This is a genomic window from Mesonia hippocampi (genome assembly GCF_014197445.1).
Classification (GTDB): domain Bacteria; phylum Bacteroidota; class Bacteroidia; order Flavobacteriales; family Flavobacteriaceae; genus Mesonia; species Mesonia hippocampi.
The window spans coordinates 58983-84923 of sequence record NZ_JACIFO010000006.1; the positions used below are offsets into that span (position 1 = coordinate 58983).

At 35.3% G+C, this 25941-nt stretch carries 22 protein-coding genes; 11 read left to right on the forward strand and 11 right to left on the reverse strand.

Annotated features, from left to right (window positions below; all coding sequences use genetic code 11):
• Positions 1-3 precede the first annotated feature (3 nt).
• On the forward strand, positions 4-447 hold the full coding sequence (locus GGR32_RS08060; protein ID WP_183477691.1) for a nucleoside deaminase: 444 nt from the start codon (positions 4-6) through the stop codon (positions 445-447).
• Here the strand turns inward: GGR32_RS08060 and GGR32_RS08065 are convergent.
• From GGR32_RS08065 to GGR32_RS08075, 3 genes are all read right to left on the reverse strand, one after another.
• Positions 444-2261: a GNAT family N-acyltransferase gene (locus tag GGR32_RS08065; protein ID WP_183477692.1), complete on the reverse strand. Its 1818-nt coding sequence runs from the start codon at positions 2259-2261 to the stop codon at positions 444-446. The two genes, GGR32_RS08060 and GGR32_RS08065, sit on opposite strands and share 4 nt — an antisense overlap.
• A 125-nt stretch (positions 2262-2386) precedes the next feature.
• Positions 2387-3640 (reverse strand): aspartate kinase, encoded by a 1254-nt coding sequence (locus GGR32_RS08070; RefSeq protein ID WP_183477693.1) that lies wholly within the window; start codon positions 3638-3640, stop codon positions 2387-2389.
• Positions 3641-3650: 10 nt separating this feature from the next.
• Positions 3651-4130 carry a GNAT family N-acetyltransferase gene (locus GGR32_RS08075; protein WP_183477694.1) on the reverse strand — a complete coding sequence of 160 codons (480 nt, stop codon included), beginning with the start codon at positions 4128-4130 and terminating at the stop codon, positions 3651-3653.
• Positions 4131-4211: 81 nt separating this feature from the next.
• Here GGR32_RS08075 and fbp point away from each other — a divergent pair, with 81 nt between their 5' ends.
• Positions 4212-5225 (forward strand): class 1 fructose-bisphosphatase, encoded by a 1014-nt coding sequence (gene fbp / locus GGR32_RS08080; RefSeq protein ID WP_183477695.1) that lies wholly within the window; start codon positions 4212-4214, stop codon positions 5223-5225.
• Here fbp and GGR32_RS08085 read toward each other — a convergent pair whose 3' ends face one another.
• Positions 5226-5651, reverse strand: a complete 426-nt coding sequence (locus tag GGR32_RS08085) for a TerB family tellurite resistance protein (RefSeq protein ID WP_183477696.1) — start codon at positions 5649-5651, stop codon at positions 5226-5228.
• 208 nt (positions 5652-5859) lie between these two features.
• Between GGR32_RS08085 and ileS the strand changes: the two genes are divergently transcribed.
• From ileS to GGR32_RS08100, 3 genes are all read left to right on the forward strand, one after another.
• Complete coding sequence (gene ileS / locus GGR32_RS08090; RefSeq protein WP_183477697.1) at positions 5860-9264, forward strand: isoleucine--tRNA ligase; 3405 nt, start codon at positions 5860-5862, stop codon at positions 9262-9264.
• A 4-nt stretch (positions 9265-9268) separates the two neighbouring features.
• Positions 9269-9655: a TraR/DksA family transcriptional regulator gene (locus GGR32_RS08095; RefSeq protein ID WP_183477698.1), complete on the forward strand. Its 387-nt coding sequence runs from the start codon at positions 9269-9271 to the stop codon at positions 9653-9655.
• Positions 9656-9736: 81 nt separating this feature from the next.
• Positions 9737-10351, forward strand: coding sequence for a lipoprotein signal peptidase (locus tag GGR32_RS08100; protein WP_183477699.1), 615 nt, complete (start codon positions 9737-9739; stop codon positions 10349-10351).
• A gap of 12 nt (positions 10352-10363) precedes the next feature.
• Here the strand turns inward: GGR32_RS08100 and GGR32_RS08105 are convergent, their stop codons facing one another.
• From GGR32_RS08105 to GGR32_RS08120, 4 genes are read right to left on the reverse strand one after another with little or no spacing between them, the layout of a single operon-like run.
• Entirely contained in the window at positions 10364-10942 is a 579-nt protein-coding gene (locus tag GGR32_RS08105) for a 5-formyltetrahydrofolate cyclo-ligase (RefSeq protein ID WP_183477700.1), read from the reverse strand.
• Complete coding sequence (locus GGR32_RS08110; RefSeq protein WP_183477701.1) at positions 10942-11910, reverse strand: succinylglutamate desuccinylase/aspartoacylase family protein; 969 nt, start codon at positions 11908-11910, stop codon at positions 10942-10944. The genes GGR32_RS08105 and GGR32_RS08110 overlap by 1 nt, the downstream gene beginning before the upstream one ends.
• A 2-nt stretch (positions 11911-11912) precedes the next feature.
• Entirely contained in the window at positions 11913-12785 is an 873-nt protein-coding gene (rimK, locus tag GGR32_RS08115; RefSeq protein ID WP_183477702.1) for a 30S ribosomal protein S6--L-glutamate ligase, read from the reverse strand.
• Positions 12775-13212: an ATP-dependent zinc protease family protein gene (locus GGR32_RS08120; RefSeq protein WP_183477703.1), complete on the reverse strand. Its 438-nt coding sequence runs from the start codon at positions 13210-13212 to the stop codon at positions 12775-12777. The genes rimK and GGR32_RS08120 overlap by 11 nt, the downstream gene beginning before the upstream one ends.
• A gap of 121 nt (positions 13213-13333) precedes the next feature.
• On the opposite strand from GGR32_RS08120, the gene uvrC reads away from it, so the two are divergent.
• The 4 genes from uvrC (at position 13334) to hppD (ending at position 19983) form a co-directional block, all read left to right on the forward strand.
• Complete coding sequence (gene uvrC, locus GGR32_RS08125) at positions 13334-15133, forward strand: excinuclease ABC subunit UvrC (RefSeq protein ID WP_183477704.1); 1800 nt, start codon at positions 13334-13336, stop codon at positions 15131-15133.
• A 56-nt stretch (positions 15134-15189) separates the two neighbouring features.
• Positions 15190-17436 (forward strand): patatin-like phospholipase family protein, encoded by a 2247-nt coding sequence (locus GGR32_RS08130; RefSeq protein WP_183477705.1) that lies wholly within the window; start codon positions 15190-15192, stop codon positions 17434-17436.
• 93 nt (positions 17437-17529) lie between these two features.
• Entirely contained in the window at positions 17530-18687 is a 1158-nt protein-coding gene (locus tag GGR32_RS08135) for a homogentisate 1,2-dioxygenase (protein ID WP_183477706.1), read from the forward strand.
• Positions 18688-18822: 135 nt separating this feature from the next.
• A complete protein-coding gene (hppD, locus tag GGR32_RS08140; protein ID WP_183477707.1) occupies positions 18823-19983 on the forward strand; it encodes a 4-hydroxyphenylpyruvate dioxygenase in 1161 nt (386 codons plus the stop codon).
• A 346-nt stretch (positions 19984-20329) separates the two neighbouring features.
• On the opposite strand, the gene GGR32_RS08145 is transcribed toward hppD, so the two are convergent.
• The 3 genes from GGR32_RS08145 to ahcY all read right to left on the reverse strand — a co-directional run bounded on the left by GGR32_RS08145 (position 20330) and on the right by ahcY (position 24595).
• Positions 20330-22021, reverse strand: a complete 1692-nt coding sequence (locus tag GGR32_RS08145) for a ribonucleoside-diphosphate reductase subunit alpha (protein WP_183477708.1) — start codon at positions 22019-22021, stop codon at positions 20330-20332.
• A gap of 25 nt (positions 22022-22046) precedes the next feature.
• Positions 22047-23021: a ribonucleotide-diphosphate reductase subunit beta gene (locus tag GGR32_RS08150; RefSeq protein ID WP_183477709.1), complete on the reverse strand. Its 975-nt coding sequence runs from the start codon at positions 23019-23021 to the stop codon at positions 22047-22049.
• Between the two features lie 257 nt (positions 23022-23278).
• A complete protein-coding gene (gene ahcY / locus GGR32_RS08155) occupies positions 23279-24595 on the reverse strand; it encodes an adenosylhomocysteinase (protein WP_183477710.1) in 1317 nt (438 codons plus the stop codon).
• A gap of 63 nt (positions 24596-24658) precedes the next feature.
• Here ahcY and GGR32_RS08160 point away from each other — a divergent pair, with 63 nt between their 5' ends.
• Both GGR32_RS08160 and GGR32_RS08165 read left to right on the forward strand, forming a co-directional pair.
• Positions 24659-25297: a 4'-phosphopantetheinyl transferase family protein gene (locus tag GGR32_RS08160; protein WP_183477711.1), complete on the forward strand. Its 639-nt coding sequence runs from the start codon at positions 24659-24661 to the stop codon at positions 25295-25297.
• An 80-nt stretch (positions 25298-25377) separates the two neighbouring features.
• Positions 25378-25941: an AAA family ATPase gene (locus GGR32_RS08165; RefSeq protein WP_183477712.1), complete on the forward strand. Its 564-nt coding sequence runs from the start codon at positions 25378-25380 to the stop codon at positions 25939-25941.

Here is a 25941-nt window from a genome sequence, read left to right on the forward strand (position 1 = left end):
AAAATGATAGATATTTTTGATGATACTTATTTTATGAAAAAAGCCCTAATTGAGGCAGAAGAAGCTTATCGGTTAGGTGAAATTCCTGTTGGAGCAATTGTAGTTAGCGAAAACCAAGTGATAGGACGAGGCTATAACTTAACAGAGCAATTAATAGATGTAACGGCACATGCCGAGATACAGGCAATTACAGCTGCATCCAACTTTTTAGGTGCTAAGTTTTTAACTAATTGTACGCTATATGTTACGCTAGAACCTTGCCAGATGTGCGCAGGAGCTTTGTATTGGAGTAGGGTTTCTCGGGTGGTTTTTGCAGCAGAAGATATAAAACGAGGCTACCGAGCTATGGGAGCTAAGTTACACCCTAAAACACAAATAACCACAGGCGTTTTAGAGGGAGAAGCCAGCAATTTGCTCAAAAGCTTTTTTGCAGAAAAAAGGCGTTAACTTTTTTTGTTCTTTTCTATCTTTTTTTCTAATTCTGCTTGAAATTCTTCCATAACAGGCTTTACAGTGCTTTCTGGGATGTCGGCAATTCGTATATACATAAGTCCATCGATTGAGTTGTTAAAAAGCGGATCTACGTTAAAAGCAACCACTTTTGCATTTTGCTTGATGTACTTTTTAATTAAAACTGGCATGCGTAAACTGCTGTCGGGTTCAAGCTCATCGATAAGTTTATCAAATTTGTTGAGGTCGGCTTTGCTCTCGTCAAAAACAAAGTCTTTATCAGCATCCTTTAGTGTTACTTTGTATTCTTTCTTTGGATGAACATATTGTGCAACATAAGGATCGTAATAATGAGATTTCATAAATTCAATCATCATCGATTTAGAAAAAGCAGAGAATTTATTGCTAATACTTACACCGCCTATCAGGTATTTGTGTTCAGGAAAGCGTATGGTGCAGTGCACTATTCCTTTCCAAAGCAGAAATAAAGGCATGGGTTTTTGCTGGTATTCTTTAACGATAAATGCTCTTCCCATTTCTATCGACTGGCTCATCATTTTATAAAGCTCGGGTTCAAACCCAAAAAGCTCTTGTAGGTAAAAGCCATCTATTCCGTGCGATTTAAAAATTTCAGCTCCTAACCCCATTCGGTAGGCGCCTACAATTTTATTGAGCTCGTTGTCATAAAGAAAAAGATGATGGTAATAATCGTCATATTTATCAAGGTCTATTGCGTTGTTGGTGCCTTCTCCAATGGCTCTAAAAGTGATTTCGCGTAAACGACCTATTTCATTTACAATGTTAGGGATGTCTTTGCGTTCTGCTAGGAATACTTCGTAATTTTTACTTATAAGCAGACGTTTATTGTTTTTTCGGCAAAAGTCAACCTCTTTTTCCATTAAAGGACTGGCGGTTTGAGCTACAATTTTTTTTGGAGACCTCGGTATTTTTATGTGCGTAGGGATATGAATGTTTTTGAGTAAACTTTTCTTGTCGAAACTACTCGCTAGCATGTAGGTTTTTTTTCTTAAAAAGAGGCTGTAGTCATCTAAGTTTTTATATTCATTTTGGTCTTTTACGCTAATAGGGTTCCCTATACGCATTACAATTTTACGCTTTTTCTGGGTGAGCATCTCACTGGGTAATTTTGCGGTGCGTAAGTTGTCGCTTAACTTGGCGAGCTTATAAAAAGCAGGGCTATTTTTTGCATGAAAATATATGGGTACAACTGGCACTTGCGCTTTTTGGATAAGTTTCATGGCTTCAGGAAGCCAAGGTTTATCTACAATAGCTTTATCTTCTTTACAGGTAGAAACTTCGCCTGCTGGGAAAATTCCTAAGGGATGCCCGTCGTTTAAGTGTTTGATAGCTGCTTTTAATCCTTGTAAACTAGATTTTACATCTTTATGATTCTCAAAAGGGTTTACGGGTAAAATGTAAGGACTTAAGGGGTCTAGTTTATGTAACAGAAAATTAGCGATTACTTTATAGTCTTCGTGCTTTTCTATTAAGGTTTTCATTAAAATCATTCCGTCAATAGCACCTAATGGGTGATTGGAAATGGTGATAAAAGGACCATTTTTAGGAATACGTTTTAGGTCTTTTTCTGGGATAGAGTAATCTACTTCCAAATAAGAGAGGATTGCATCTAAAAAGTCTGTACCTTTAAGATGTTTTCTGTCGTCATATACTTTGTTAAAATGACTTAATCTTGTGGTATGTAATAAAAGTGCACCTATCGAGGTGCCTAAAAAACCAAATTTATCCAAATTCAATCCTTTTGCAACTTCTTTTGCGGTTACAATGGCCATCAGCGTTCTTATTTAGTATAGTGGTTCTCTGTTAATTGGTAAGTTCTAAACTTTAATTTTTAATACGATAAGTTTAAACGTGAGAACGTACTTTATCACAAATATAATAAAATATAGTTATGGGCTTATTTTTTTGTAATGAGTTGTAAGGTTTCTCGGGTAACTTGTTTTAGTAGAACATGTTTGTTTTTCTCTATCTTTTTTTGTGCTTCAGGGGTAAAATGCCTAATGGTATATAAGGAAACATCTTTGTTGTAACTTACTTTAAACTTGGCTTGTAGGTGGGTAATTAGCTTGTCTATGTTGTTAAATTTATTATCTACACATACCGAGAAGCTAATGGCGGAGTTTTGAATTAAATCAACTTTGATTTGATATTTGTGAAATAAAGCAAAAATCTCACTGATGTTTTCCTCTACAAAGAAAGAAAAATCTAATGAAGATAAGGAAAGCAAAACCAACCCGTGTTTTACAATGTAGCAAGGTACTTCTGGTTTAAGTTTGGAGGCTCTTCCTACTGTTGTGCCTCCTGCTTCTGGGTGATAGAATGATTTTATGTGTAATGGAATCTCTTTTTTTTGTAAAGGTTGTAAAGTTTTAGGGTGGATAACAGAAGCGCCGTAAAAAGCAAGTTCTATGGCTTCGGAGTATGAGATTTCTTCTAGTAGTATAGGGTTTTCAAAATGTCTGGGGTCGGCATTTAAAAGCCCGTCTACATCTTTCCAAATACTCACCGATTTTGCGTTGGTAGCATAAGCAATAATAGCCGCAGTATAATCGCTACCTTCTCTGCCTAATGTAGTGGAAAAGTTATGCTCGTCGGCAGCAATAAAGCCTTGTGTTATGGTTATTTTGTTTGGGTTTATAGTATTTTGGATTTGAGCTGTTGTTTGCTCCCAATTTACGTGAGCATCCCGATAGGTGGCGTCTGTTTTTATTAAATTTCTGGCATCAATCCAAGTATTTTCAAAATGGTTTTCGTTGAGGTAAGCACTTACTATTTTTGTGCTTAAAAGTTCACCATAAATAATTACTTGGTCGTAAACATAATCATAATTAGGAGATTTGTTTTTTTCTAGAAAGTACTCAAGTTCTGTAAATAAATTCTCTATACAGGTAAAAATGGAATGATTAGGGGTCTTAAATAAGTTGTTAGCAATAGCTAAATGTTTGGACTTTATAAGGTCGATGTTTTCTTTAACTTTTTCTGGAGTATGAAAGTAGCTATTGATGATTTCCTCTATGGCATTGGTGGTTTTTCCCATGGCAGAAATCACTATGATTTTAGGTGTTGCCGTTAAACTTTTTAATACTCGCGTTATGTTTTTTACACCATTGTCATCTTTTACCGATGCGCCTCCAAATTTATGTACTTCCATAATTTAATTATTATTGTTTTTCGACAAAAAGTTTTAGGTTTTCTTCGTTGAACTGTACAATTTGCCAGTCGTCAAAAATAGTTGCTCCTGTATTTTTATAAAAATCTTTTGCGTTTTTATTCCAATCAAGTACGGCCCATTCTACACGTTTTACATTTTGGTGGTAAGCATCTTTCATTACTTCGGTGTAGAGTTTTTTTCCTATGCCATTTCCGCGATAAGCTTCTTCTACAATCAGGTCTTCTAGATGAATGCTTTTTCCTTTCCAGGTAGAAAATCGGTGATAATAAAGGGCTAGCCCGCAAATATGAGTGTCTATTTCGGCAACAAGGCAAGAAAAAAGAGGTTGTTCTCCAAAGCCATTTTCAAGTAAATCTTTTTCGGTTATTTCTACGGCATCGGGTTCATTTTCAAAAATTGCCAACTCGTTAATAAGGCGTAAAATATCTTTTGTATCTGTAGGGCTTGCTTTTCTAATTGAAATATTCATAATACTTAGGTTGCTTTTTTGGTAAAAATAAGGATTGCTGTATCTTTTTTTCTATTTTTGCTCGATAAAATTAAAAAAATCATGCCTGCAAAAAATCAAACTATAGGAGAGTTTATTATAGAGAATCAATCGTCTTTTGCTTATACTTCAGGAGAGCTTTCGCGGTTAATAAATTCTATTCGTTTAGCTGCAAAAGTTGTAAACCATGAGGTGAACAAAGCAGGTTTGGTAGATATTACAGGAGCTATTGGTGGGGTAAATGTACAAGGAGAAGAACAGCAAAAACTAGATGTTTATGCTAACGAGCGTTTTATAGAAACCCTTACTAATAGAGAGATTGTTTGCGGGATAGCCTCTGAAGAAAACGATGATTTTATTACCATAGAAGGGCAAAATTGTGACCATAAAAATAAATATGTGGTTTTAATAGATCCTTTAGACGGTAGTTCTAATATCGATGTAAACGTATCTGTAGGAACTATTTTTTCTATTTACCGTAGGGTTACTCCAGTAGGAACTCCTGTAACGAAAGAAGATTTTTTACAACCCGGAAATAAACAAGTTGCTGCAGGTTATATTGTATACGGAACCTCTACCATGCTGGTATATACTACGGGCGACGGAGTAAATGGGTTTACCTTAAACCCAGCTATAGGAACGTATTACCTTTCTCATCCAAATATGAAATTCCCCGAAACAGGAAAAATATATTCGATTAATGAAGGGAATTATAACCATTTCCCTCAAGGGGTTAAAGATTACATAAAATACTGTCAAGCAGAAGAAGGAGATCGTCCTTATACAGCAAGGTATATTGGCTCTTTGGTTTCTGATGTACACAGGAATATGATAAAAGGAGGTATTTATATATATCCAAAAAGTTCAAAATCTTCTAACGGGAAATTACGTTTACTATACGAATGTAACCCGATGGCTTTTATTGTAGAGCAGGCAGGAGGGAAAGCAAGTGATGGTTTTACAAGAATACTTGATATAAAGCCAACAGAACTTCATCAGCGAGTACCATTTTTCTGCGGAAGCAAAAAAATGGTAGAAAAAGCTGAAGAGTTTATGGAAAACGCAAGTAAGAAATAATTACTTGCGTTCTAATAGGTATAAATAATCGTCAAAGCTTAAGCGTCCGCCTAAAATCTTAATAGAACGTTTTATAATGTTGTTAGAATCATCGTTAGAGAAACCTAAACCTATAGCATAACGCTTTAATAATAAAGCTTCCTGTTCGTCCATATCATGATCGGCAAAAATAATGGTAAGGGCATCATAAAGACGTTCTAAACGTTTTTGTTTAGAGTTTGGCGGGTTAATAGGAAACTTTGTTGGGTTTTTGATGATTTCTATATATTCCGTTTCATCAATATCTAATTTTATAGCTAAACGTTTTAGCACTTTTTCTTCATCGGTATTAATCTCACCGTCTATAGCAGCTAAATTTACAATAGAAGCAAAATGCCCTAAATTTCTACGGTGTTCTCCTGAGTCGAATAAATCTGTAAATGACATGATAGGTTATTTTTTTAGCAAATATAAGTAAGCAAAACTATAAAATGATTTTCGATAGATAATTTTTCTTATTTTAGAAGCCTTTTTAAGAAGTAATAAGGGTTTTATTGAAAATTATAGCGAAGTTTATTTTAATAACTTTTTGTTTGCATGAAAAGGTTCAACAAAAATCATTAATTTCGCAAAATCATATCAGAAAATGAGCAATATGAGTACAAAATTTACGGAATATAAAGGCTTCGACCTTCCGCAGATAGCGCAAGAAGAATTAGAAAATTGGAAGAAAAACGAAATTTTTGATAAGAGTATTTCCTCTCGTGAAGGAAATAAACCTTTTGTTTTTTTTGAAGGACCACCGTCTGCCAATGGGTTGCCTGGTATTCATCATGTTATGGCTCGATCTATAAAAGATATTTTTTGTAGGTATAAAACACAAAAAGGCTTCCAAGTAAAACGTAAAGCAGGTTGGGATACACATGGCTTACCAGTAGAGTTAGGTGTAGAGAAAGAACTAGGAATTACCAAAGAAGATATTGGGAGTAAAATCTCTATAGAAGCGTATAACAAAGCCTGTAAAACTGCAGTGATGCGTTATACAGATATTTGGAAAGACCTTACAGAGAAAATGGGATATTGGGTAGATTTAGATCACCCATACATTACCTATAAACCTAAATATATGGAAAGCGTTTGGTATTTGCTTTCCGAAATTTATAAAAAAGGCTTAATCTATAAAGGCTATACCATTCAACCTTATTCTCCTAAAGCAGGAACAGGCTTAAGCTCACACGAATTAAATCAACCAGGAACTTATCAAGATGTAAGCGATACCACGGTTACAGCACAGTTTAAAGCCATAAAAAACACGCTTCCAGAAGCTTTACAACAACTAGAGGGAGATATTCATTTTATCGCCTGGACAACCACACCATGGACGCTTCCTTCGAATACTGCATTAACAGTAGGTCCAAAAATAGATTATGTATGGGTAAAAACGTATAATCAATATACGTTTGAGCCAATAACAATAGTTTTGGCAAAGAACTTAGTAAAAAAGCAATTCGGGAAAAAATTTATACCGGTTGAAGATGTAGCAGAATTGCAAGCTTATAAGAAAGGCGATAAGAAAATTCCTTTTTACGTAGGCGATAGCTTTTTAGGAAGCACTTTGGTAGGCGCTAAATACGAACAACTATTACCATTTGCATTACCTGCAGAAAATCCAGAAAATGCTTTTAGAGTGATTTCGGGAGATTTTGTAACTACCGAGGATGGTACAGGTATTGTACATACTGCGCCAACCTTTGGAGCAGATGATGCCATGGTAGCAAAAAATGCTACCCCACCCGTACCTCCAATGTTGGTAAAAGATAAAAACGATAACCTTGTACCTTTGGTAGATTTACAAGGGCGTTTTAGACCAGAAATGGGTGAGTTTGCAGGAAAGTATGTAAAAAACGAATATTACGATGAGGGGCAAGCTCCAGAAAAATCGGTAGATGTAGAATTAGCTATTTTGCTAAAAGAGCAAAATAAAGCTTTTAATGTAGAAAAATATGTGCACAGTTACCCTAACTGCTGGCGAACCGATAAACCTATCTTATACTACCCATTAGATTCTTGGTTTATAAAAGTAACCGATGTTAAAGGGCGTATGCATGAACTAAATACAGGAATTAATTGGAAACCTGCCTCAACTGGAGAAGGGCGCTTTGGCAATTGGCTAGCAAACGCTAACGATTGGAATTTATCGCGTTCTCGTTTCTGGGGAATTCCGCTACCTATTTGGCGTACAGAAGATGGTACAGAAGAAAAAATAATGGGTTCTGTAGCTGAGTTAAAAGCAGAAATGCAAAAAGCGGTAACAGCAGGGGTGATGAAAGAAAACCTGTTTGCAGGTTTTGTAGAAGGCGATATGAGTGAGGAAAACTATAATCAAATAGATTTACATAAAAATATTGTAGATAAAATTGTTTTGGTTTCTTCTAAAGGAAAACCCATGAAGCGAGAGGCCGATTTAATTGATGTTTGGTTCGACTCTGGTTCTATGCCTTACGCGCAATGGCATTACCCATTCGAAAACAAAACTTTGGTAGAAGAAACTTGGCGTAAAGCCGATTTTATAGCTGAAGGGGTTGACCAAACAAGAGGTTGGTTTTATACCTTGCACGCTATCGCAACCATGGTATTTGATGATGTTGCCTATAAAAATGTAGTTTCTAACGGATTGGTGCTTGATAAACATGGGCAAAAAATGTCTAAACGTTTAGGCAATGCTGTAGATCCTTTTCAAACACTTGCCGATTTTGGGCCAGATGCCACGCGTTGGTATATGATTTCCAATGCAAACCCATGGGATAATTTAAAGTTTGACATAGAGGGAATTGCTGAGGTTAGACGTAAATTTTTTGGAACATTATACAATACCTACTCGTTTTTTGCTCTTTATGCAAATATTGATGGCTTTGCTTATTCAGAGCCAAATATCCCGCTAGATAAACGACCAGAGATAGACCAATGGATATTATCTGAACTGCACACACTAATAGAAAAGGTAGATGAATTTTACAATACATACGAGCCTACAAAAGCAGCCAGAGCAATATCAGATTTTGTTCAAGAAAATTTAAGCAACTGGTATGTTCGTTTATGCAGACGCAGGTTTTGGAAAGGCGAATATGCCGAAGATAAAATATCTGCATACCAAACATTATACACTTGCTTGTTAACGACAGCTAAATTAATGTCCCCAATAGCTCCTTTTTATGCCGATAGACTTTATAAAGACTTAACAAAAACAACACAAACAGAAAAAGAAGAAAGTGTACATTTGGCAAGTTTCCCTGTGCAAGATAAAGCAATGATAAAGGGGCAATTAGAAAGAAAAATGGAGAAAGCTCAAATAATTTCCTCCTTAGTTCTTTCTTTACGAAAAAAAGAAAAAATAAAAGTAAGGCAGCCATTACAGCGTATTATGATACCAGTACTGGACGAAAATATAAAACAAGAAATACTAGCCGTAGCAGACCTCATCAAGTCGGAGGTGAATGTAAAAGAAATAGAGCTTATCGATGACGCTTCTGGAATATTGGTAAAAACCATCAAACCAAACTTTAAGCGTTTAGGGCCAAGGTTTGGGAAACAAATGAAGCAAGTGGCAGCACTTATAAATACATTAGAGGCAGAGGCGATTGCTACAATAGAAAGTAAAGGCGAATTGCAACTATCGGTAGGAGAGGAAACAATTACACTATTACTAGACGATGTAGAAATTATTTCGGAAGATATCGAAGGCTGGTTAGTTGCTACCAATGCGGGACTTACTGTGGCTTTAGATGTAAACATTACAGATGAGCTTAAAAAAGAAGGCTTGGCACGAGAATTGATTAACAGAATCCAAAACCAACGTAAAAACACAGGTTTTGACGTTACCGATAAAATTATTATAGAGTTGCAAAAAGATGACATATTACAAGAGGCTGTTTTAGAGAATATGTTGTATATTAGAAATGAAACTTTAACAGAATCGCTTAATTTTGTCGATAACCTAGACGAAGGAGAAGAACTAGAATTTGATGGCGTGAAAACGAAAATGGCGATTAAAAAAAATTAGAAAAATGAACAACCAAGAAATTAAAGACCGTTATAGCGATGCTGATTTAGCAGAGTTTAAAACAATTATCTTAGAAAAAATAGAGAAAGCACAAGCACAACTCGAAGTTTATCAAAGTGCTTATACTAACGATAGTAACAATGGTACCGATGATACATCGCCTACCTTTAAAGCCTTTGATGAAGGGAGCGAAACCATGAGTAAAGAAGCAAACTCTCAGTTAGCCATTCGTCAAGAAAAGTTTATTAGAGATTTAAAAAATGCACTTATCCGTATAGAAAATAAAACCTACGGGATTTGCCGTGTAACGGGAAAACTTATAAAAAAAGAACGTTTACGCTTAGTACCACACGCTACGTTGAGTATCGAAGCTAAAAATATGCAGAAATAACACTAAAACAGTGTTTTAATTTCTAACTTAAAATGCCACAAAAAACACTATTTTTGTGGCTTAATTTTATACATTAAATACATGAGTCTTAAAAAAGCTGGAATATTAATTTTTGTTCTTCTGTTAATCGATCAGGTTTCTAAATTTTACATAAAAACCAATTTTATGATAGGAGAAGAAATAAAAGTGTTTGATTGGTTTAGGATTCTTTTTGTAGAAAACGAAGGCATGGCTTGGGGTGCTCAAATTCCTGGAGAATACGGCAAACTTGCCCTTACCTTATTTAGGCTTGTAGCTATTGTAGGGATTGGCTATTGGTTGTGGGATTCGGTTAAGAAAAAAGCAACCGCTGTTTTAATAGCCGGGATATCGCTTATTTTTTCTGGAGCTATGGGTAATATAATAGACTCTGTTTTCTATGGTATTATATTTAACGATAGTCATGGACAATTAGCCACATTTATGCCCGAGGGTGGAGGTTACGGCACTTTATTTCATGGAAAAGTGGTAGATATGCTTTACTTTCCACTATGGAGCGGTTATCTGCCAGAATGGATTCCGTTTTGGGGCGGGCAATACTTTACCTTTTTTGACCCTGTTTTTAATATAGCAGATTCTTGTATTTTTGTAGGTTTTGTTTTGTTGCTTATTTTTAACAAGAAAGCTTTTCCGAAGGAAGAAAATAAAGAAGCCTAGAAAACAGGTAGCTTATTTTTTATTAAAACTATAATTTTTTTCTGGAGTTACGCAAAAATCTAATGGAATATCATTTTCATTGGTAGTAATTGTTGTTTTTTCTGGAGGGAAGAATGATAATCCGATTTTTATACAATCTTTAGGACATTTTTCTAAAAAACGGTCGTAAAATCCTTTTCCGTAACCAACTCTATTTCCAAAACTATCATAAGCTAAAAGAGGAATAAAAACAACATCTATACTACTAGGCGGAATGCTAATGCCTGATTGTGGTTCAGGAATACCGTAGGTGTTTATTTTTATAGGAGTATTATCGGTAAGTAAAAAATGCTCCATCTCTAGGGTTTTAAAATTGCTTTTAGCGACAATTACATTTTTATCTTTTCCTTGTAAAATATTTAATAAGAAACTCGTATCTATTTCATACTGGTTCTGAATGCTTAAAAAAAGGTGATAATTGCTCTTTTTCCAAATGGGTAAGGTTAAGCAATTGTTTGCTATAGTAAGGCTTAGCTCCTCTATTTGCAGAGGGTTTAGTGCTTTTCTTTTTGCTTTATACTGTTGGCGGAGTTTATTTTTAACTGTAAACATTAATCTTTAGTGATATGAAAAATAGCATCTCCTTGATACACTAAGGGAGCCTGATTAATATTGATGATATAGCCGTTATTAGGGGCTTTTACTTTGTGTTTAAAACTCCCGTAAGGATCGGTAATTGTAGCGATATGCTCTCCTTTTTCTACTTGTTTTCCTATGGGTATTTTTATATGAAGCAAACCGCTATATTTTGCACGTATCCATGCTGTTGTAGAAATTAAGATGCTTTTGCTTGTTTCTTGAGGGAGTGTAATATTAGGGTTTAGCATACCTAAATAATGTAATACCCTAATGGTACCATTAATACCCGCTTGAGCAATATCGGGGTTGTTATCTAACGATTTTCCTCCTTCAAAGAGTAACGTTGGGATACCTTTTTTTGCACAAGCTTCGCGATAAGATTTTGAAATGGTTTTAGCATAGATTGTAAAAGGAGCATTAAATATCTTTGCAAGGTTTATGTTTTCCTTGTTATTGTTATCTATGCGTATTTGTGCAGCATTAAATCGGCTGGCGCCTCCTGTGTGAAAATCTAAACAATAATTGGCAACAGGTAAAATCTCTTGAGTAAATTGGTAGGCAAATCTACTCGCTAAAGCGCCATTTTTAGAACCAGGAAACATTCTGTTCAAATCTCTTCCGTCAGGAAACTCTCGTTGTAGCTGTAAAAAACCAAAAATATTTATTACGGGGATACAAATAATGGTGCCTTGTTGAGGTTTGTTTATTTTTTTAGAAATAAGTTGACGTACAATTTCTACACCATTAATTTCATCACCATGTAAGCCACCTGTAATTAGCATTACTGGTCCAGGTTTTTTAGCACGCTCTACAATTACAGGTACCTCTACAGAACCAGAAGTAAAATGCTTGGCAGTGTTAAAGTTTATGCGTGTTTTAGTGCCAGGTAATAGCTTGTGTCCTAGAATATGTAGGTTGTTTTTTTGGTCTATATATCCCATTTTTATACATTTTTCTCTATGTATCTTATAATTGTACGGGCAATATCTTTTCCTGTTGCTTTTTCGATGCCTTCAAGCCCTGGAGAAGAGTTTACCTCAAGAATTAAAGGGCCTCTATCACTTTGTAATAAGTCTACTCCGGCAACCCCTAGCCCTAAAGCTTTAGCGGCACGTACAGCAGCTACTTCTTCTTCGTCAGAAAGCTCAATAATTTCGGCACTTCCTCCACGATGAAGGTTAGAGCGAAATTCACCTTCTTTCCCTTGGCGTTTCATGGCTCCTACTACGTGGCCGTCTACAACAAAAGCTCTGATGTCGGCTCCTTTAGCTTCTTTTATAAATTCTTGAACTATTACACGTGCTTGTAACCCATTAAAGGCTTCAATAACAGATTTTGCTGCATTTTTAGTTTCGGCAAGTACAACACCAAGACCTTGGGTTCCTTCAAGTAATTTTATAACCAAGGGAGTACCGCCAACCTGTTCGATTACACCTTCAACATCACGAGAGTAATTGGTGAATACTGTTTTTGGGAGTCCAATTTTAGATTTAGATAGCATTTGTAAACTACGTAATTTATCGCGACTACGAACAAGTGCTTCTGAGCCTGTGGTGCTAAAAGTACCCATCATTTCAAATTGGCGTACAACGGCTGTGCCGTAAAAAGTTACTGATGAGCCTATACGAGGGATAATAGCATCAACATCTCTAATATAATCGCCTTTGTAATAGATGTGTGGTTTTCTGCGCTCAATAACAATATCGCATTTTAAGGGGTCTACCACTTCGACAGTGTGTTTGCGTTTTTGTGCAGCTTCTACAAGACGTTTTGTGGAATATAGATTTTTGTTTCTAGATAGAATTTTAATATTCATGATTATTTGCTTGTTGATTAAAAGAAATGTTAGCAAGTTCTGTATCGACGATAAATTTTTTGGTTAAAAACCTCCTCCCGATAAGTACAGGGTACTTCATTTCTTTTCGGTTGCTTAAGGATAAGGCTATTTTATATGTTTTATTAAACAATTCGATTTGGGTTTTTATTTCATAACGATTTTCTGCAATGCCATTACTGCTTTTTACGCGGATGCTTTTAAAGTCTCTAAAAATAAATTTTCTATCATTATAATTAGGATGATCTGGATCTAAAATTTTACAATGCAAAAGCTTGTTTTCTACATAAATTTCAGAACAATGTATAGAGGATGTGTATGCTCCTGTATCTATTTTGATGGCAATTTCAGTTAAGGCTAATTCGGGGAAATTAGCTTTATCTATTCGTCCTATTATTTTTTTACCCATACTGCAATTTACTAAAAGTAGCGACCTATTTCCAAGAAAACATTTAAACTTCACTTAATTTTAATAATAAAAATAGATAGGCGTGCTAAAAGGTGCGAAATATAGTTTATTTTTGGTTTTTATGGAATCTACCTCGTTGGATATTCAATTAAAAACCTTGCCAGTTAGCCCGGGAGTATATCAGTACTTTGATAAAGACGGGAAAATACTTTATGTAGGAAAAGCAAAAAACTTAAAAAAAAGGGTTAACTCGTACTTTACCAAAAGGCACGATAGTAAACGTATAGCCATTTTAGTAAAAAAAATAGCAAGAATAGAACATATTGTTGTTAATACAGAAACCGATGCGTTGTTGTTAGAAAACAACTTGATTAAAAAGTATCAGCCTCGGTTTAATGTACTTTTAAAAGACGATAAAACCTACCCGTGGCTATGTATAAAAAATGAACGTTTTCCGCGTATTTTTTCTACCCGAAGGTTGTTAAAAGATGGGAGTCAATATTTTGGTCCTTATACAAGTTTTAAAACCATCTCTACATTGTTAGATTTGATAAAAGATTTGTATGCCATACGTACGTGTAATTATGATTTGGCTTCGGAAAAAATTAATTCAGGAAAGTACAAAGTATGTTTAGAATATCACTTAGGAAATTGCAAAGGTCCTTGTGAAGATTTCCAAACAGAACAAGAATACAACCAGCAGATAACACATATTAAACAAATATTAAAAGGAGATTTTAAAGACTCTTTAGCGAAGTTTAGAGAGCAAATGCTAGCCTATGCTGCACGTATGGAATTTGAAGACGCACAACGAATTAAAGAAAAAATTGAAGTGCTAGAAAAATACCAAGCCAAATCTACGGTAGTAAATCCTAAAATTAATAATGTTGATGTTTTTAGTATTGTAAGCGATGAGGCTTTTGCTTATGTGAATTTTTTGCAAATTTCTCACGGATCTATTGTGCGCTCGCATACCATGGAGTTTAAAAAGAAACTGGATGAAACCGATAAAGAGTTACTCAATTTAGCGGTAACCGAAATACGTCAACGTTTTCATTCACTATCTAGAGAGATTTACGTTCCGTTTAAAATCACGGTAGAAGAAGGTGTAACACTAACAATCCCTAAACTGGGCGATAAAAAAGCTATACTAGACCTTTCTACCCGTAATGCAAGATATTATAGGCAGGAACGCTTTAAACAAATTAAAATTGTAGACCCAGATAGGCATGTAAACAGGTTAATGGCACAGATGAAAAAAGATTTGCGCTTACACGAAGAACCTAGACATATAGAATGTTTTGACAATTCTAACATTCAAGGAACAAACCCTGTTGCAGCTTGTGTGGTTTTTAAAAACGGAAAACCAAGTAAAAAAGATTATCGAAAATTTAATATAAAAACCGTAGAAGGTCCTGATGATTTTGCCTCTATGGAAGAAGTGGTTTATCGGCGTTACCGGCGCTTGTTAAACGAAAATGAACCCTTGCCTCAACTTATTATTATCGATGGCGGAAAGGGGCAATTATCATCTGCGCTTAAAGCATTAGAGCAGTTAGATTTACGCGGAAAAATAGCCATTGTTGGCATTGCTAAGCGTCTAGAAGAACTGTTTTATCCAGGAGATAAATACCCTTTATATTTAGACAAAAAATCTGAAACTTTAAAAGTTATTCAACACCTTCGTAACGAAGCACACCGATTCGGGATTACCTTTCATCGCGATCAGCGTAGTAAAAATGCTTTAGGAACCTCGCTTCAGGAAATCCCTGGAGTGGGAGAAAAAACCGCTGTGGCTTTATTACGGCAATTAAGATCGGTAAAAAATATAGAAAAAGCTTCTAAAGAAAAACTTACAAATATTGTTGGCGTAGCTAAAGCAACATTGGTTTATAATTATTTTCATGAAGACGGAAAATAAACTAGGATTTAAACATATATAATAAACCTTATAAGAAAAGCAAAAAATAGAGACACATGAAAAAAGTAATTTGTTGTTTAGTTTTTATTATGTGGATTGGTTTGTGGTTTACTAATGCCCAAACCAAGCAGAATGATATAAAAGTAGGTTTAGTGCTTTCTGGAGGAGGAGCAAAAGGTTTAGCACATATAGGCGTGCTTAAAGTATTAGAAGAAACAGGTGTACGTGTAGATTATGTTGGCGGAACAAGCATGGGGGCAATGATAGGCTCTTTGTATGCGGCTGGATATTCTCCACAACAATTAGATTCAATTTTTAGAAGTACTAATTTTGAAGAACTTATACGAGATGATTTACCCAGAAACATAAAAAGCTTTTATCAGAAAGAGGAAGACGAGAGGTACGCAGTAAGCTTACCGCTAGAAAAGTGGAAAATAAAAGTGCCTTCAGGGCTTTCTAAAGGGCAAAATGTATATAATTTGTTAGCTCAGTTAATGGCTCCAGTAGCAGAGATAAATGATTTTAAAGAATTACCAATTCCGTTTTTCTGTATAGGAACTAATATTGAAACAGGAGAAGAAGTGCTTTTTGATAAAGGAGATCTTCCTCAGGTTGTTGCCGCAAGCGGTTCTATCCCGTCCTTGTTTAGTCCTATTAAAATAGACGGAAAACTAATTGTAGATGGAGGAGTTGTAAACAATTATCCGCTGGAAGAAATGCGTAAACGTGGAGTAAATTATATTATAGGGGTAGATGTTCAAGACTCTTTGGTGGATAGAAAAAAGCTTAAAACCGCTATTGAAGTTATGAACCAAGTAAATAACTTCCGTACCATAAAAGCCATGAAAGGAAAAGAAACAAAAACCGATTTATACATAAAACCTAATATCACAGCATTTAGTATTCTTTCCTTCGATAAAGGAGACGCCATTATTGCAGAAGGAGAAAAAGTTGCTTATAAACACTATTTTGCATTAAAAGAATTAGCATCAAAACAATCTAAAAAACAAACAAGAAAACCGCTAGAACTTCAAAATACAATAGCTTTAGAGAATATAAACATTACAGGAAGCACTACTTTTCCAAGAAGTTATATTAAAGGAAAACTGAAAATTAAAGAAGGAGAAGCTATTTCATATACAGCCTTAAATGAAGGTATAAACAGGCTTTCTGCAACAGGTAATTTTCAAAAAATAGAATATAAATTAAAATCAAAACCAAGTAATAAACAGGATTTAATACTCAAGATAGAGGAATCTAAAAAAGATGCCAGCCTAAGACTTGCGCTTCATTATGACGAGCTGTATAAAAGTGCCGCGTTATTTAACCTTACAAGGCAAGGGACTTTCTTTAAAAATGATATTTTAAACCTAGATTTTGTTTTTGGAGATAACATTCGGTATAAATTTGATTATTATATAGACAAAGGTGCCTATTGGAGTGTAGGCCTAAACTCAACGCTCAATAAGTTTGACCACGATGTGAGACTAGATTTTTTACGAAAAAATATTCCAGACGACTTATTCAATATCAATAAAATAAAACTAGAATACCTCGATTTAACCAATACGTTTTATGCCGAAACTTTTCTTACCAAAAATGTGAAATTTGGTTTAGGAGCAGAGCATAAATACACAAAATTAGACACAGAAACCATTTTGTTAGGCAATACAATAAATACAAACCAAATTCCTGTTACGGTTTTAGAGGAGAGCAATTTATTTGGCGTTCTAGGTTATTTAGCTGTAGATACCTACAACAATGCATACTTTCCTACACGTGGATTTAAATTTTATGGACGTACAGATATTTATTTATTCGAAACAAAATCATCTTTCGAGTTTTCGGAGTTTTCTATCTCCAAGGCGTATATAGGCTTTGCTCTGCCTATTTCCAAGAAATTTTCCGCTCGTTTATCTTCACAAGGAGGCTTTAGGATAGGCGAAACAGAAATGACCACCTTAAACTTTTTCTTAGGAGGCTACGGAAATAACTATGTAAACCATATAGAGCACTTTTTGGGCTACGATTATTTAGCCATATCTGGCGATAGCTTTATAAAAACGTTATTCGAAATAGATTATCAACCCTTTAATAAACACCACCTTACAGCAAGCTATAATATAGCTAATGTAGATGATGACCTTTTTCAAGATGGCGATTGGTTTAAATCTCCAAAATACACAGGCTTTGGTTTAGGCTATGGGGTAGAAACTATTTTAGGCCCTTTAGAAGCAAAATATACCTACTCGCCAGAATTAAAAGAAGGACAATGGTTTTTTAGTTTAGGTTTTTGGTTTTAATAGTTATCTGTTAATAAGCAATAAGGATTGGTGAATTTTCACTATGTTTAAACCGAAAAAAATTACGATATTTGCTAAAAACCCAAAATAAAAATGCCTTTTTATCATCAATTAGGAAAAATACCGCACAAGCGGCATACACAATTTAGAAAACCCGACGGAAGCTTGTATTACGAACAACTCTTCGGAACCATAGGCTTCGATGGGATGTATGCTAATTTGTATCATGAACAACGGCCAACACAAGTAAAGGAAATTCTAGGGCGTAAAAATGTATCGCCAAAAATTGCCGATGCTAATAATATAAAATCTTATCGTTTTAAAGGGTTTCAAATAAAACCCGAAGCAGATTACTTAGAAAGTCGTAAAACAGTGCTTACCAATACGGATTGCAGTATTATTTTGGCAGCTCCGCAAGAAAGTACAAATAACTATTTCTATAAAAACGCCGATGCCGATGAGCTTATTTTTATCCATAAAGGAAGCGGGAAGTTAAGAACTCTATTAGGAAATTTAGACTTTAAATATGGCGATTACCTATTAATTCCTAGAGGAATTATTTATAAAATAGATTTTGACACCACAGATAATCGCTTGTTTATTGTAGAATCTAGACGGCCTATTTATACCCCAAAACGTTATCGAAATTATTTTGGGCAACTCTTAGAACACTCTCCATTTTGTGAACGCGACCTCCGCCGACCACAGGAGTTGGAAACCTATAACGAATCGGGCGATTTTTTAATAAAACTAAAAAAACAAGACGAAGTGATCGATATGGTTTATGCCTCACATCCTTTCGATGTGGTAGGTTATGATGGCTATAACTATCCTTACGCATTTTCAATACACGATTTTGAACCAATAACAGGGCGCGTGCATCAGCCGCCACCAGTGCATCAGACCTTCGAGACCGATGCTTTTGTTGTTTGTTCTTTCTGTCCGCGTTTATACGATTATCACCCAGAAAGTATTCCTGCACCATACAACCATAGTAACATCGATAGCGATGAGGTATTGTATTATGTAGACGGCGATTTTATGAGCCGTAACGATATTGAAGCAGGACATATCTCATTGCACCCAGCAGGAATTCCGCACGGGCCTCATCCTGGTGCTACTGAACGTAGCATAGGAAAAACCCAAACCGAAGAACTTGCCGTAATGGTAGATACCTTTAAGCCTTTACAAATTACAGAAGAAGGTTTGGCAATTGCCGATGATTCCTATTATAAATCTTGGCTTGAGTAGTTGTTTAATAGCTCTAAAATAAAAATAATTTGTCTAATGGAAAGCTTAGCAATAGCCTCGCAAATGCGAGCCATGTGGTAATGTTTCACTTTTAGAGATGTACATTATTCCACTAACTTAAAAAAACAAAACATTATGAGTAAAGAAATAAAATCTGTAAACTACGGATTAGAAAAAATTTTTGATGGCGCACAAGATTTTCTTCCATTATTGGGAACAGATTACGTAGAATTTTATGTAGGGAACGCTAAACAGGCGGCGCATTTTTATAAGTCCGCTTTTGGGTTTCAATCATACGCCTATAAAGGATTAGAAACAGGCAGTAGAGATAAGGTTTCTTACGTATTAAAACAAGATAAAATTCGTTTGGTTTTAACCACACCATTAAATTCAAAAAGCCCTATTAACGAACATATTGTAAAACATGGCGATGGTGTAAAAATAATAGCACTTTGGGTAGAAGATGCACGTAAATCTTGGGAAGAAACTACAAAACGAGGCGCAAAATCATATATGGAGCCAACAGTAGAGACCGATGAACATGGAGAAGTAGTAAGAGCTGGTATTTATACTTACGGAGAAACGGTACACATGTTTGTAGAGAGGAAAAACTATAAGGGTGTTTTTATGCCAGGCTTCACCGAATGGAAAACAGACTATAACCCAGAGCCTGTAGGACTTAAGTTTATAGATCACATGGTAGGCAATGTAGGCTGGAATGAGATGAATAAATGGGTAAAGTGGTATGAAGATGTAATGGGCTTTGTTAACTTCTTGTCTTTTGATGATAAGCAAATTCATACAGAATATTCTGCCCTGATGAGTAAGGTAATGAGTAACGGTAACGGAAGAATAAAGTTTCCAATTAATGAACCCGCCGAAGGCAAGAAAAAATCGCAAATAGAAGAATATTTAGATTTTTACGAAGGCTCAGGGGTACAACACATTGCTGTTGCAACCGACGATATTATAAAAACAGTAGGGCAATTGAGAGAAAGAGGAATAGAATTCCTATCAACCCCTCCAGAGGCATATTACGCTGCTGTTCCAGGGCGTTTAGAAGAGTTTAGCCATGAATTGAGAGAAGATATCGAAAAGCTAAAATCTCTAGGGATTATGATAGATGCCGATGAAGAAGGTTATTTACTTCAAATTTTTACAAAACCTGTAGAAGATAGACCAACTTTATTCTTTGAAATTATTCAACGTATGGGAGCTCGTGGCTTTGGTGCAGGTAATTTTAAAGCTTTATTTGAATCTATTGAACGTGAACAGGCAAAAAGAGGAACATTATAAAAGGTGTTTTCTTAGTTATTCTATAACGATTATTAACACTATTTGCTAAATGTGTTATTTTAAAGTTAAATAGCAAAATTAGGTTGCAAACAATTGGAATACTGACTTATATTTGCAGCCGCATTTGAAGGTAATAAGCCTAAAGATGTGATTTTTGAAAAGTATTTTTTTTCATAAATTTAAGTTTTAGTTGGTTAATAAGTGCAAAAGCCTTACAGAAATGTAAGGCTTTTGTGTTTTTGGTATTTATTAAGTAAGCAGAAAAAGAGATAGTGGATTAGAAATAATCTTGTTTTAAAGTTTTATATAAATAAAAAGAGCGGTTTATAAACCGCTCTTTAATTTTTTAAGATTCGCAACTGCTGCAATTTACCAAATTGGTAACCATTTCTTTAGAAACACTTTGGCTGCGTTGGTAATACAGTGTTTTTACACCAAGTTTCCAAGCTTCTATAATTAACCTGTTCACTTCTTTTATAGGAAGAGACGAAGGTATATTGATATTTAAACTCTGTGATTGGTCTATGTGTTTTTGCCTGATAGAAGCTTGTTGGATTATTTCTAGCTGGCTTATTTCTTTAAAAGTTTTAAACACCGCTTTTTCATGTTCGCTTAACTCTTCAAGCTTTTGCACACTCCCGTTATCTAGCATTATGTTTCTCCAAGTATCTTCATTATCAATACCTTTTTCAATAAGCAATTGCTTTAGGTACTTGTTTTTTCTAATAAAGTTTCCTTTAGATAAACCTGCTTTGTAATAATTGCTGCTAAAAGGTTCTATTCCAGGAGATGTTTGTCCTAAAATAGCTGAAGATGAAGTGGTTGGGGCAATTGCTAAAGTGGTGGTGTTTCTTCTTCCATAGCCTTTAAGTACTTCAGGTTCTCCGTAAATTCGAGCAAGCTCTTCGGTTGCTTTGTCTGATTTATTTCTGATGTGTTTGAAAATTTCGGTAGTTTTCATTTTCGCTTCCATACTTTCAAACGGGATGTTGTTTTTCTGTAAGAAAGAGTGCCATCCTAATACGCCTAATCCTAATGCGCGGTGACGTTTTGCAAAACGATTTGCCGAAGCTAGATAGTAGTTTCCTTCTGTTTTTTGTATAAATTCTTCTAAAACTGCATCAAGGAAGAAGATAGCGAGTTTTACCGCTTCTGTGTCTTTCCATTCATCATATAATTCTAGGTTCATAGAAGATAAACAGCAAATAAAAGACTCTTCCTCAGAGGAAGGAAGCATGATTTCAGAGCATAAGTTGCTGGCGTTAATTTGCATGCCAAGATCTTTATACACTTGAGGTTTGTTTCTGTTTACATTGTCAGAGAAGAAAATGTAAGGTAAACCTTTTTGTTGTCTGCTTTCAAGAACTTTAGCCCATATTTTACGTTTGTCGGTATCGCCATCTATCATTTCTTGCATCCAGTAATCTGGCACACAAACGCCAAAGAATAAATTTTGTATAGGGTTACCTATGTTTTTTATTTTAAGGAATTCTTCGATATCAGGATGGTCTATATCTAGGTAAGTTGCAAAAGCACCTCGGCGCACGCCTCCTTGAGATATGGTATCCATGGCGGTATCAAAAAGTTTCATAAAGCTTACCGCTCCACTACTTTTCCCGTTATCGGTTACGGCACTTCCACGTGCTCTTAGCTCTCCAAAGTATCCAGAGGTTCCTCCGCCTATTTTGGTTTGCATAATTACCTCTCCTAATTTATGGGTAATGCCTTCTATATTGTCTGGAATATGTACATTGAAACAAGAAATTGGTAAACCTCTTTCTGTTCCCATGTTAGCCCAAATAGGAGAACTTAAACTCATCCAGCCGCGTTCAATCATTTCTTGGAAAGATTCTTTAAGTTCTGGTTTGTATAGTCTTTTAGCGGCTGCAGTAGTAATACGGTCTATAGCTCCTTCTACGGTTTCTCCTTTTAAAAGGTAGCCACGGTTAAGGATTTGTTCACTCTCGTCATTTTTCCACCAGAGTTTTTCTCTTAGTGAATCGTTTTCATTAGTAAGTGGAAGTTCGTTTAAAAACATGGTAAAGTTTTTCTTTTATTGGTTGTTAGAAAAGGTCGTTTTCGGTAATACTTTTATCGTGTTTAGTATAGTCTACAGGTCTTTTAGCAAAGAAGTCGTCTAGGCTATTTGCAAATACTTCTTCTTCAAACCATCGGAGTGGCGCATATTCTTCGGCAGTAACGTTGTAAATTTTATCCATGCCTATTTTATCCATGCTGTCGTCTATTCTAAACTTCATAAAGTTTAAAAGGTCTTTTTTCTTTATATTTTCGAGTTCTCCTGTTTCAAAAATCCAATCTAGAATTCTAGCTTCAACTTCTAGTGAGTGTTTTACAGTTTCTTGGATGTGATTTAGGGTTTCTTGGTCGAAAAATTCAGGGTATTCTTCTTTTATTTTGTTAACTAGGTAAATTCCGGCATTGGCATGGATTTGTTCATCGATAGAGGTCCAGGCAATAATATTGCTTACGTTTTTCATAAGTCCTTTAAAGCGAGTAAAGGATAGAATAATGGCAAACTGACTAAAAAGCGATACGTTTTCTATAAGAATAGAGAACATGATAAGCGAGACAACATATTTTTTGCGGTCGTCAGAGTTTGCGTTTTCTAAAGCGTTAGATAAATATTCTACACGTTCTTTAATAATGGGAACCTGAAGTAGGTTTTTAAACTCGTCATTATAGCCTAAAACTTCTAAAAGGCGTGAGTAAGCTTCTGAATGCCTGAATTCGCATTCGGCAAAAGTACTCCCTAGTCCATTAAATTCTGGTTTAGGGAAGTGTAGATAGATGTTCCCCCAGAAGGTTTTAACGGCAACTTCTATCTGAGCAATGGCTAGTAAGCTGTTTTTAATAGCTGTTCTTTCTGCTTGATTAAGGTGCGAATGAAAATCTTGAGTATCTGCAGTAAAGTCTACTTCACTATGTACCCAAAACGATTTATTTATTGCTTCTGTAAATTGTAAAACATCGGGATATTCGAATGGTTTATAATTTATTCTTTTATCAAAAATGCCCATAGCTGCTCTCGGTTTTTTAGGTTATTAATGACTGTTTTTTTATAAAGAATTTGAAATCAGGAAACTGAATTTTTTTCTTTTCCTGAGATTCGGGACAACTAAGTTAAGCGAAGATTTCTTTTGATTTATAAAAAAATAAAAAGATTTTCAAGAGGTTATTAACAATCTTTCAAACTGCTGATATATAAAGGGGTAAGAATTAAAAAAGCCTTTTGCAATAAGGAGCAAAAGGCTTGGTTTTGGGTGGTGTTATCTTGTTAGTAGCGGTAATATTCTGGTTTAAAAGGTCCTTCTACTTCTACACCAATATAGTCTGCTTGATCTTTAGAAAGTTTCGTAAGCTCAACTCCGATTTTAGCTAAATGTAACTCTGCTACTTTTTCGTCTAAATGTTTAGGAAGCATATAAACTTCATTTTTATATTTATCGCTAGAGTTCCATAATTCTATTTGAGCTAGGGTTTGGTTTGTAAACGAGTTACTCATTACAAAACTTGGGTGACCAGTTGCACAGCCTAAGTTTACTAAACGCCCTTCGGCAAGTAAGATAATGTCTTTTTCGTTTATGGTATATTTATCTACTTGTGGTTTGATTTCTATTTTGCTGTCTCCATGATTTTGATTTAGCCAAGCTACATCTATTTCGTTGTCAAAATGCCCAATGTTACATACAATGGTTTTGTCTTTCATGGCTTCAAAATGCTCGCCTCTAACAATATCTTTGTTTCCAGTGGTTGTTATTACAATGTCTGCATTTCCTACTATGGTTTCTAGGCGTTTAACCTCAAAGCCATCCATGGCAGCTTGTAATGCACAAATAGGGTCTATTTCTGTAACGGTTACAATGGCTCCTGTTCCTCTAAACGATTGCGCTGTTCCTTTACCAACATCTCCGTATCCGCAAACTACTACGCGTTTCCCTGCAAGCATAATATCGGTAGCACGGCGTATAGCATCTACGGCGCTTTCTCGGCAACCGTATTTGTTATCAAATTTAGATTTTGTTACCGAATCGTTTACATTTATAGCAGGCATTGGTAGGGTTCCGTTTTTCATACGCTCGTATAAGCGGTGAACTCCAGTAGTGGTTTCTTCCGATAGTCCTTTTACTCCTTTTGCGAGCTCTGGGTAATTATCTAAAACCATATTGGTGAGGTCGCCTCCATCATCTAAAATCATATTTAGGGGTTGGCGATCTTCTCCAAAAAATAAGGTTTGTTCTATGCACCAATCAAATTCTTCTTCGTTCATGCCTTTCCATGCATAAACAGGAATTCCTGCAGCTGCAATAGCTGCGGCAGCGTGATCTTGGGTAGAGAAAATATTACAAGAACTCCATGTAACCTCAGCTCCAAGGGCAACAAGGGTTTCTATAAGAACGGCTGTTTGTACCGTCATGTGTAAACAACCAGCAATACGGGCTCCTTTTAAAGGTTGCTCCTCTTTATATTCTTTACGTAAAGCCATTAAACCTGGCATTTCAGCTTCGGCTAAGGCTATCTCTTTTCTTCCCCATTCTGCTAAAGAAAGGTCTTTAACTTTGTAAGGCGTATATGGTACTGTTTTCGTATTCATATGCGTATATTTGTTGAAAAATAACTTAATTTGTGCAAAAGTACGCAATAACTATCAATTCTAATGGCACTTTACAAAACAATAACAGTTGATGCAACTACAAAGGTATATATTTGGAAACTTGAGGAGTCTTTTGATTGGTTAGCAGATGGGATTGCACTTACACCGCATTGTAAAGCACGTTTAAATGGAATGAAATCTGAAATTCATAAACGAGGTTTTATGAGTATTCGGCATTTATTGGCCGTGGCAGGTTATACCGATTTTGATTTGTATTATGATGAATTAGGAAAACCACATTTAAAAGATGGTAAATGTATTTCTATAACCCATTCGTTTAATTTTACAGGAATCATTATAAGTGATAAACCTGTGGGGATAGATATAGAAAAACAACGCGATAAAATTTTAAAAATAGCCCATAAATTTACTCCTGTCCAAGAGTACCAAACCTTAGCTAATGATGAGGCGCGAATACGAAAATTAACCATTGTTTGGGGAGCTAAAGAAAGTATTTATAAGCTATTAAACATTCCGGGATTATCGTTTTTACAACATATAGATGTTAGCGATTTTAATTTTTCTGCTTTAGAAACCACCGTGTGTACAACCTATCAAGGAGAGGTTGTCTATTGTGATGTGAAGTTTCTAGAATTTGAGGACTTCACATGTGTTTATACCTTACCAAAATCTGATGTGTAACGAAGTTTTTAAAAACACATTTTCTAAAATTAGTCTAGCTCATCTACCCTCAAAAAATAGTATCATAACCTTTATTTAGCATGAAAGAAAGCCTTAAACAAACGCATACAAGCTGCCATCGGATTGTGTTTTTTGGTCCAGAATCTACAGGGAAAACCAGTATAGCAAAACAACTAGCAGCACATTATAATACAAGCTGGGTGCCAGAATTTGCTAGAGAATACCTGCAAAAAAAGTATGATGATGTAGGTATAATATGCGAAGAAACAGACTTAATTCCTATTGCTAAAGGGCAAATGGAATTAGAAAACACAATGGCAGAAAAAGCCAATAAGCTTTTGTTTTGTGATACTAATATGCTTCAAACCTACTATTATGGGAAAGTCTATTATGAAAATTATAAAGGAGAAACGTTAAAAAACGCAGCCTTAAAGGCTTCGTATGCGCTATACTTTTTAACTTATATCGATGTGCCTTGGGAAGCTGATGATTTACGAGACAAACCACACCAGCGAGAGGAAATGTTTAACCTGTTTAAACAAGCTTTGGAAGAAAATAACTTACCTTATGTGTTGTTAAAAGGAACCGCGGAAGAGCGTTTGCAAATTGCCATAAATGCTATAGAGAAGAACTTAAAACACTAA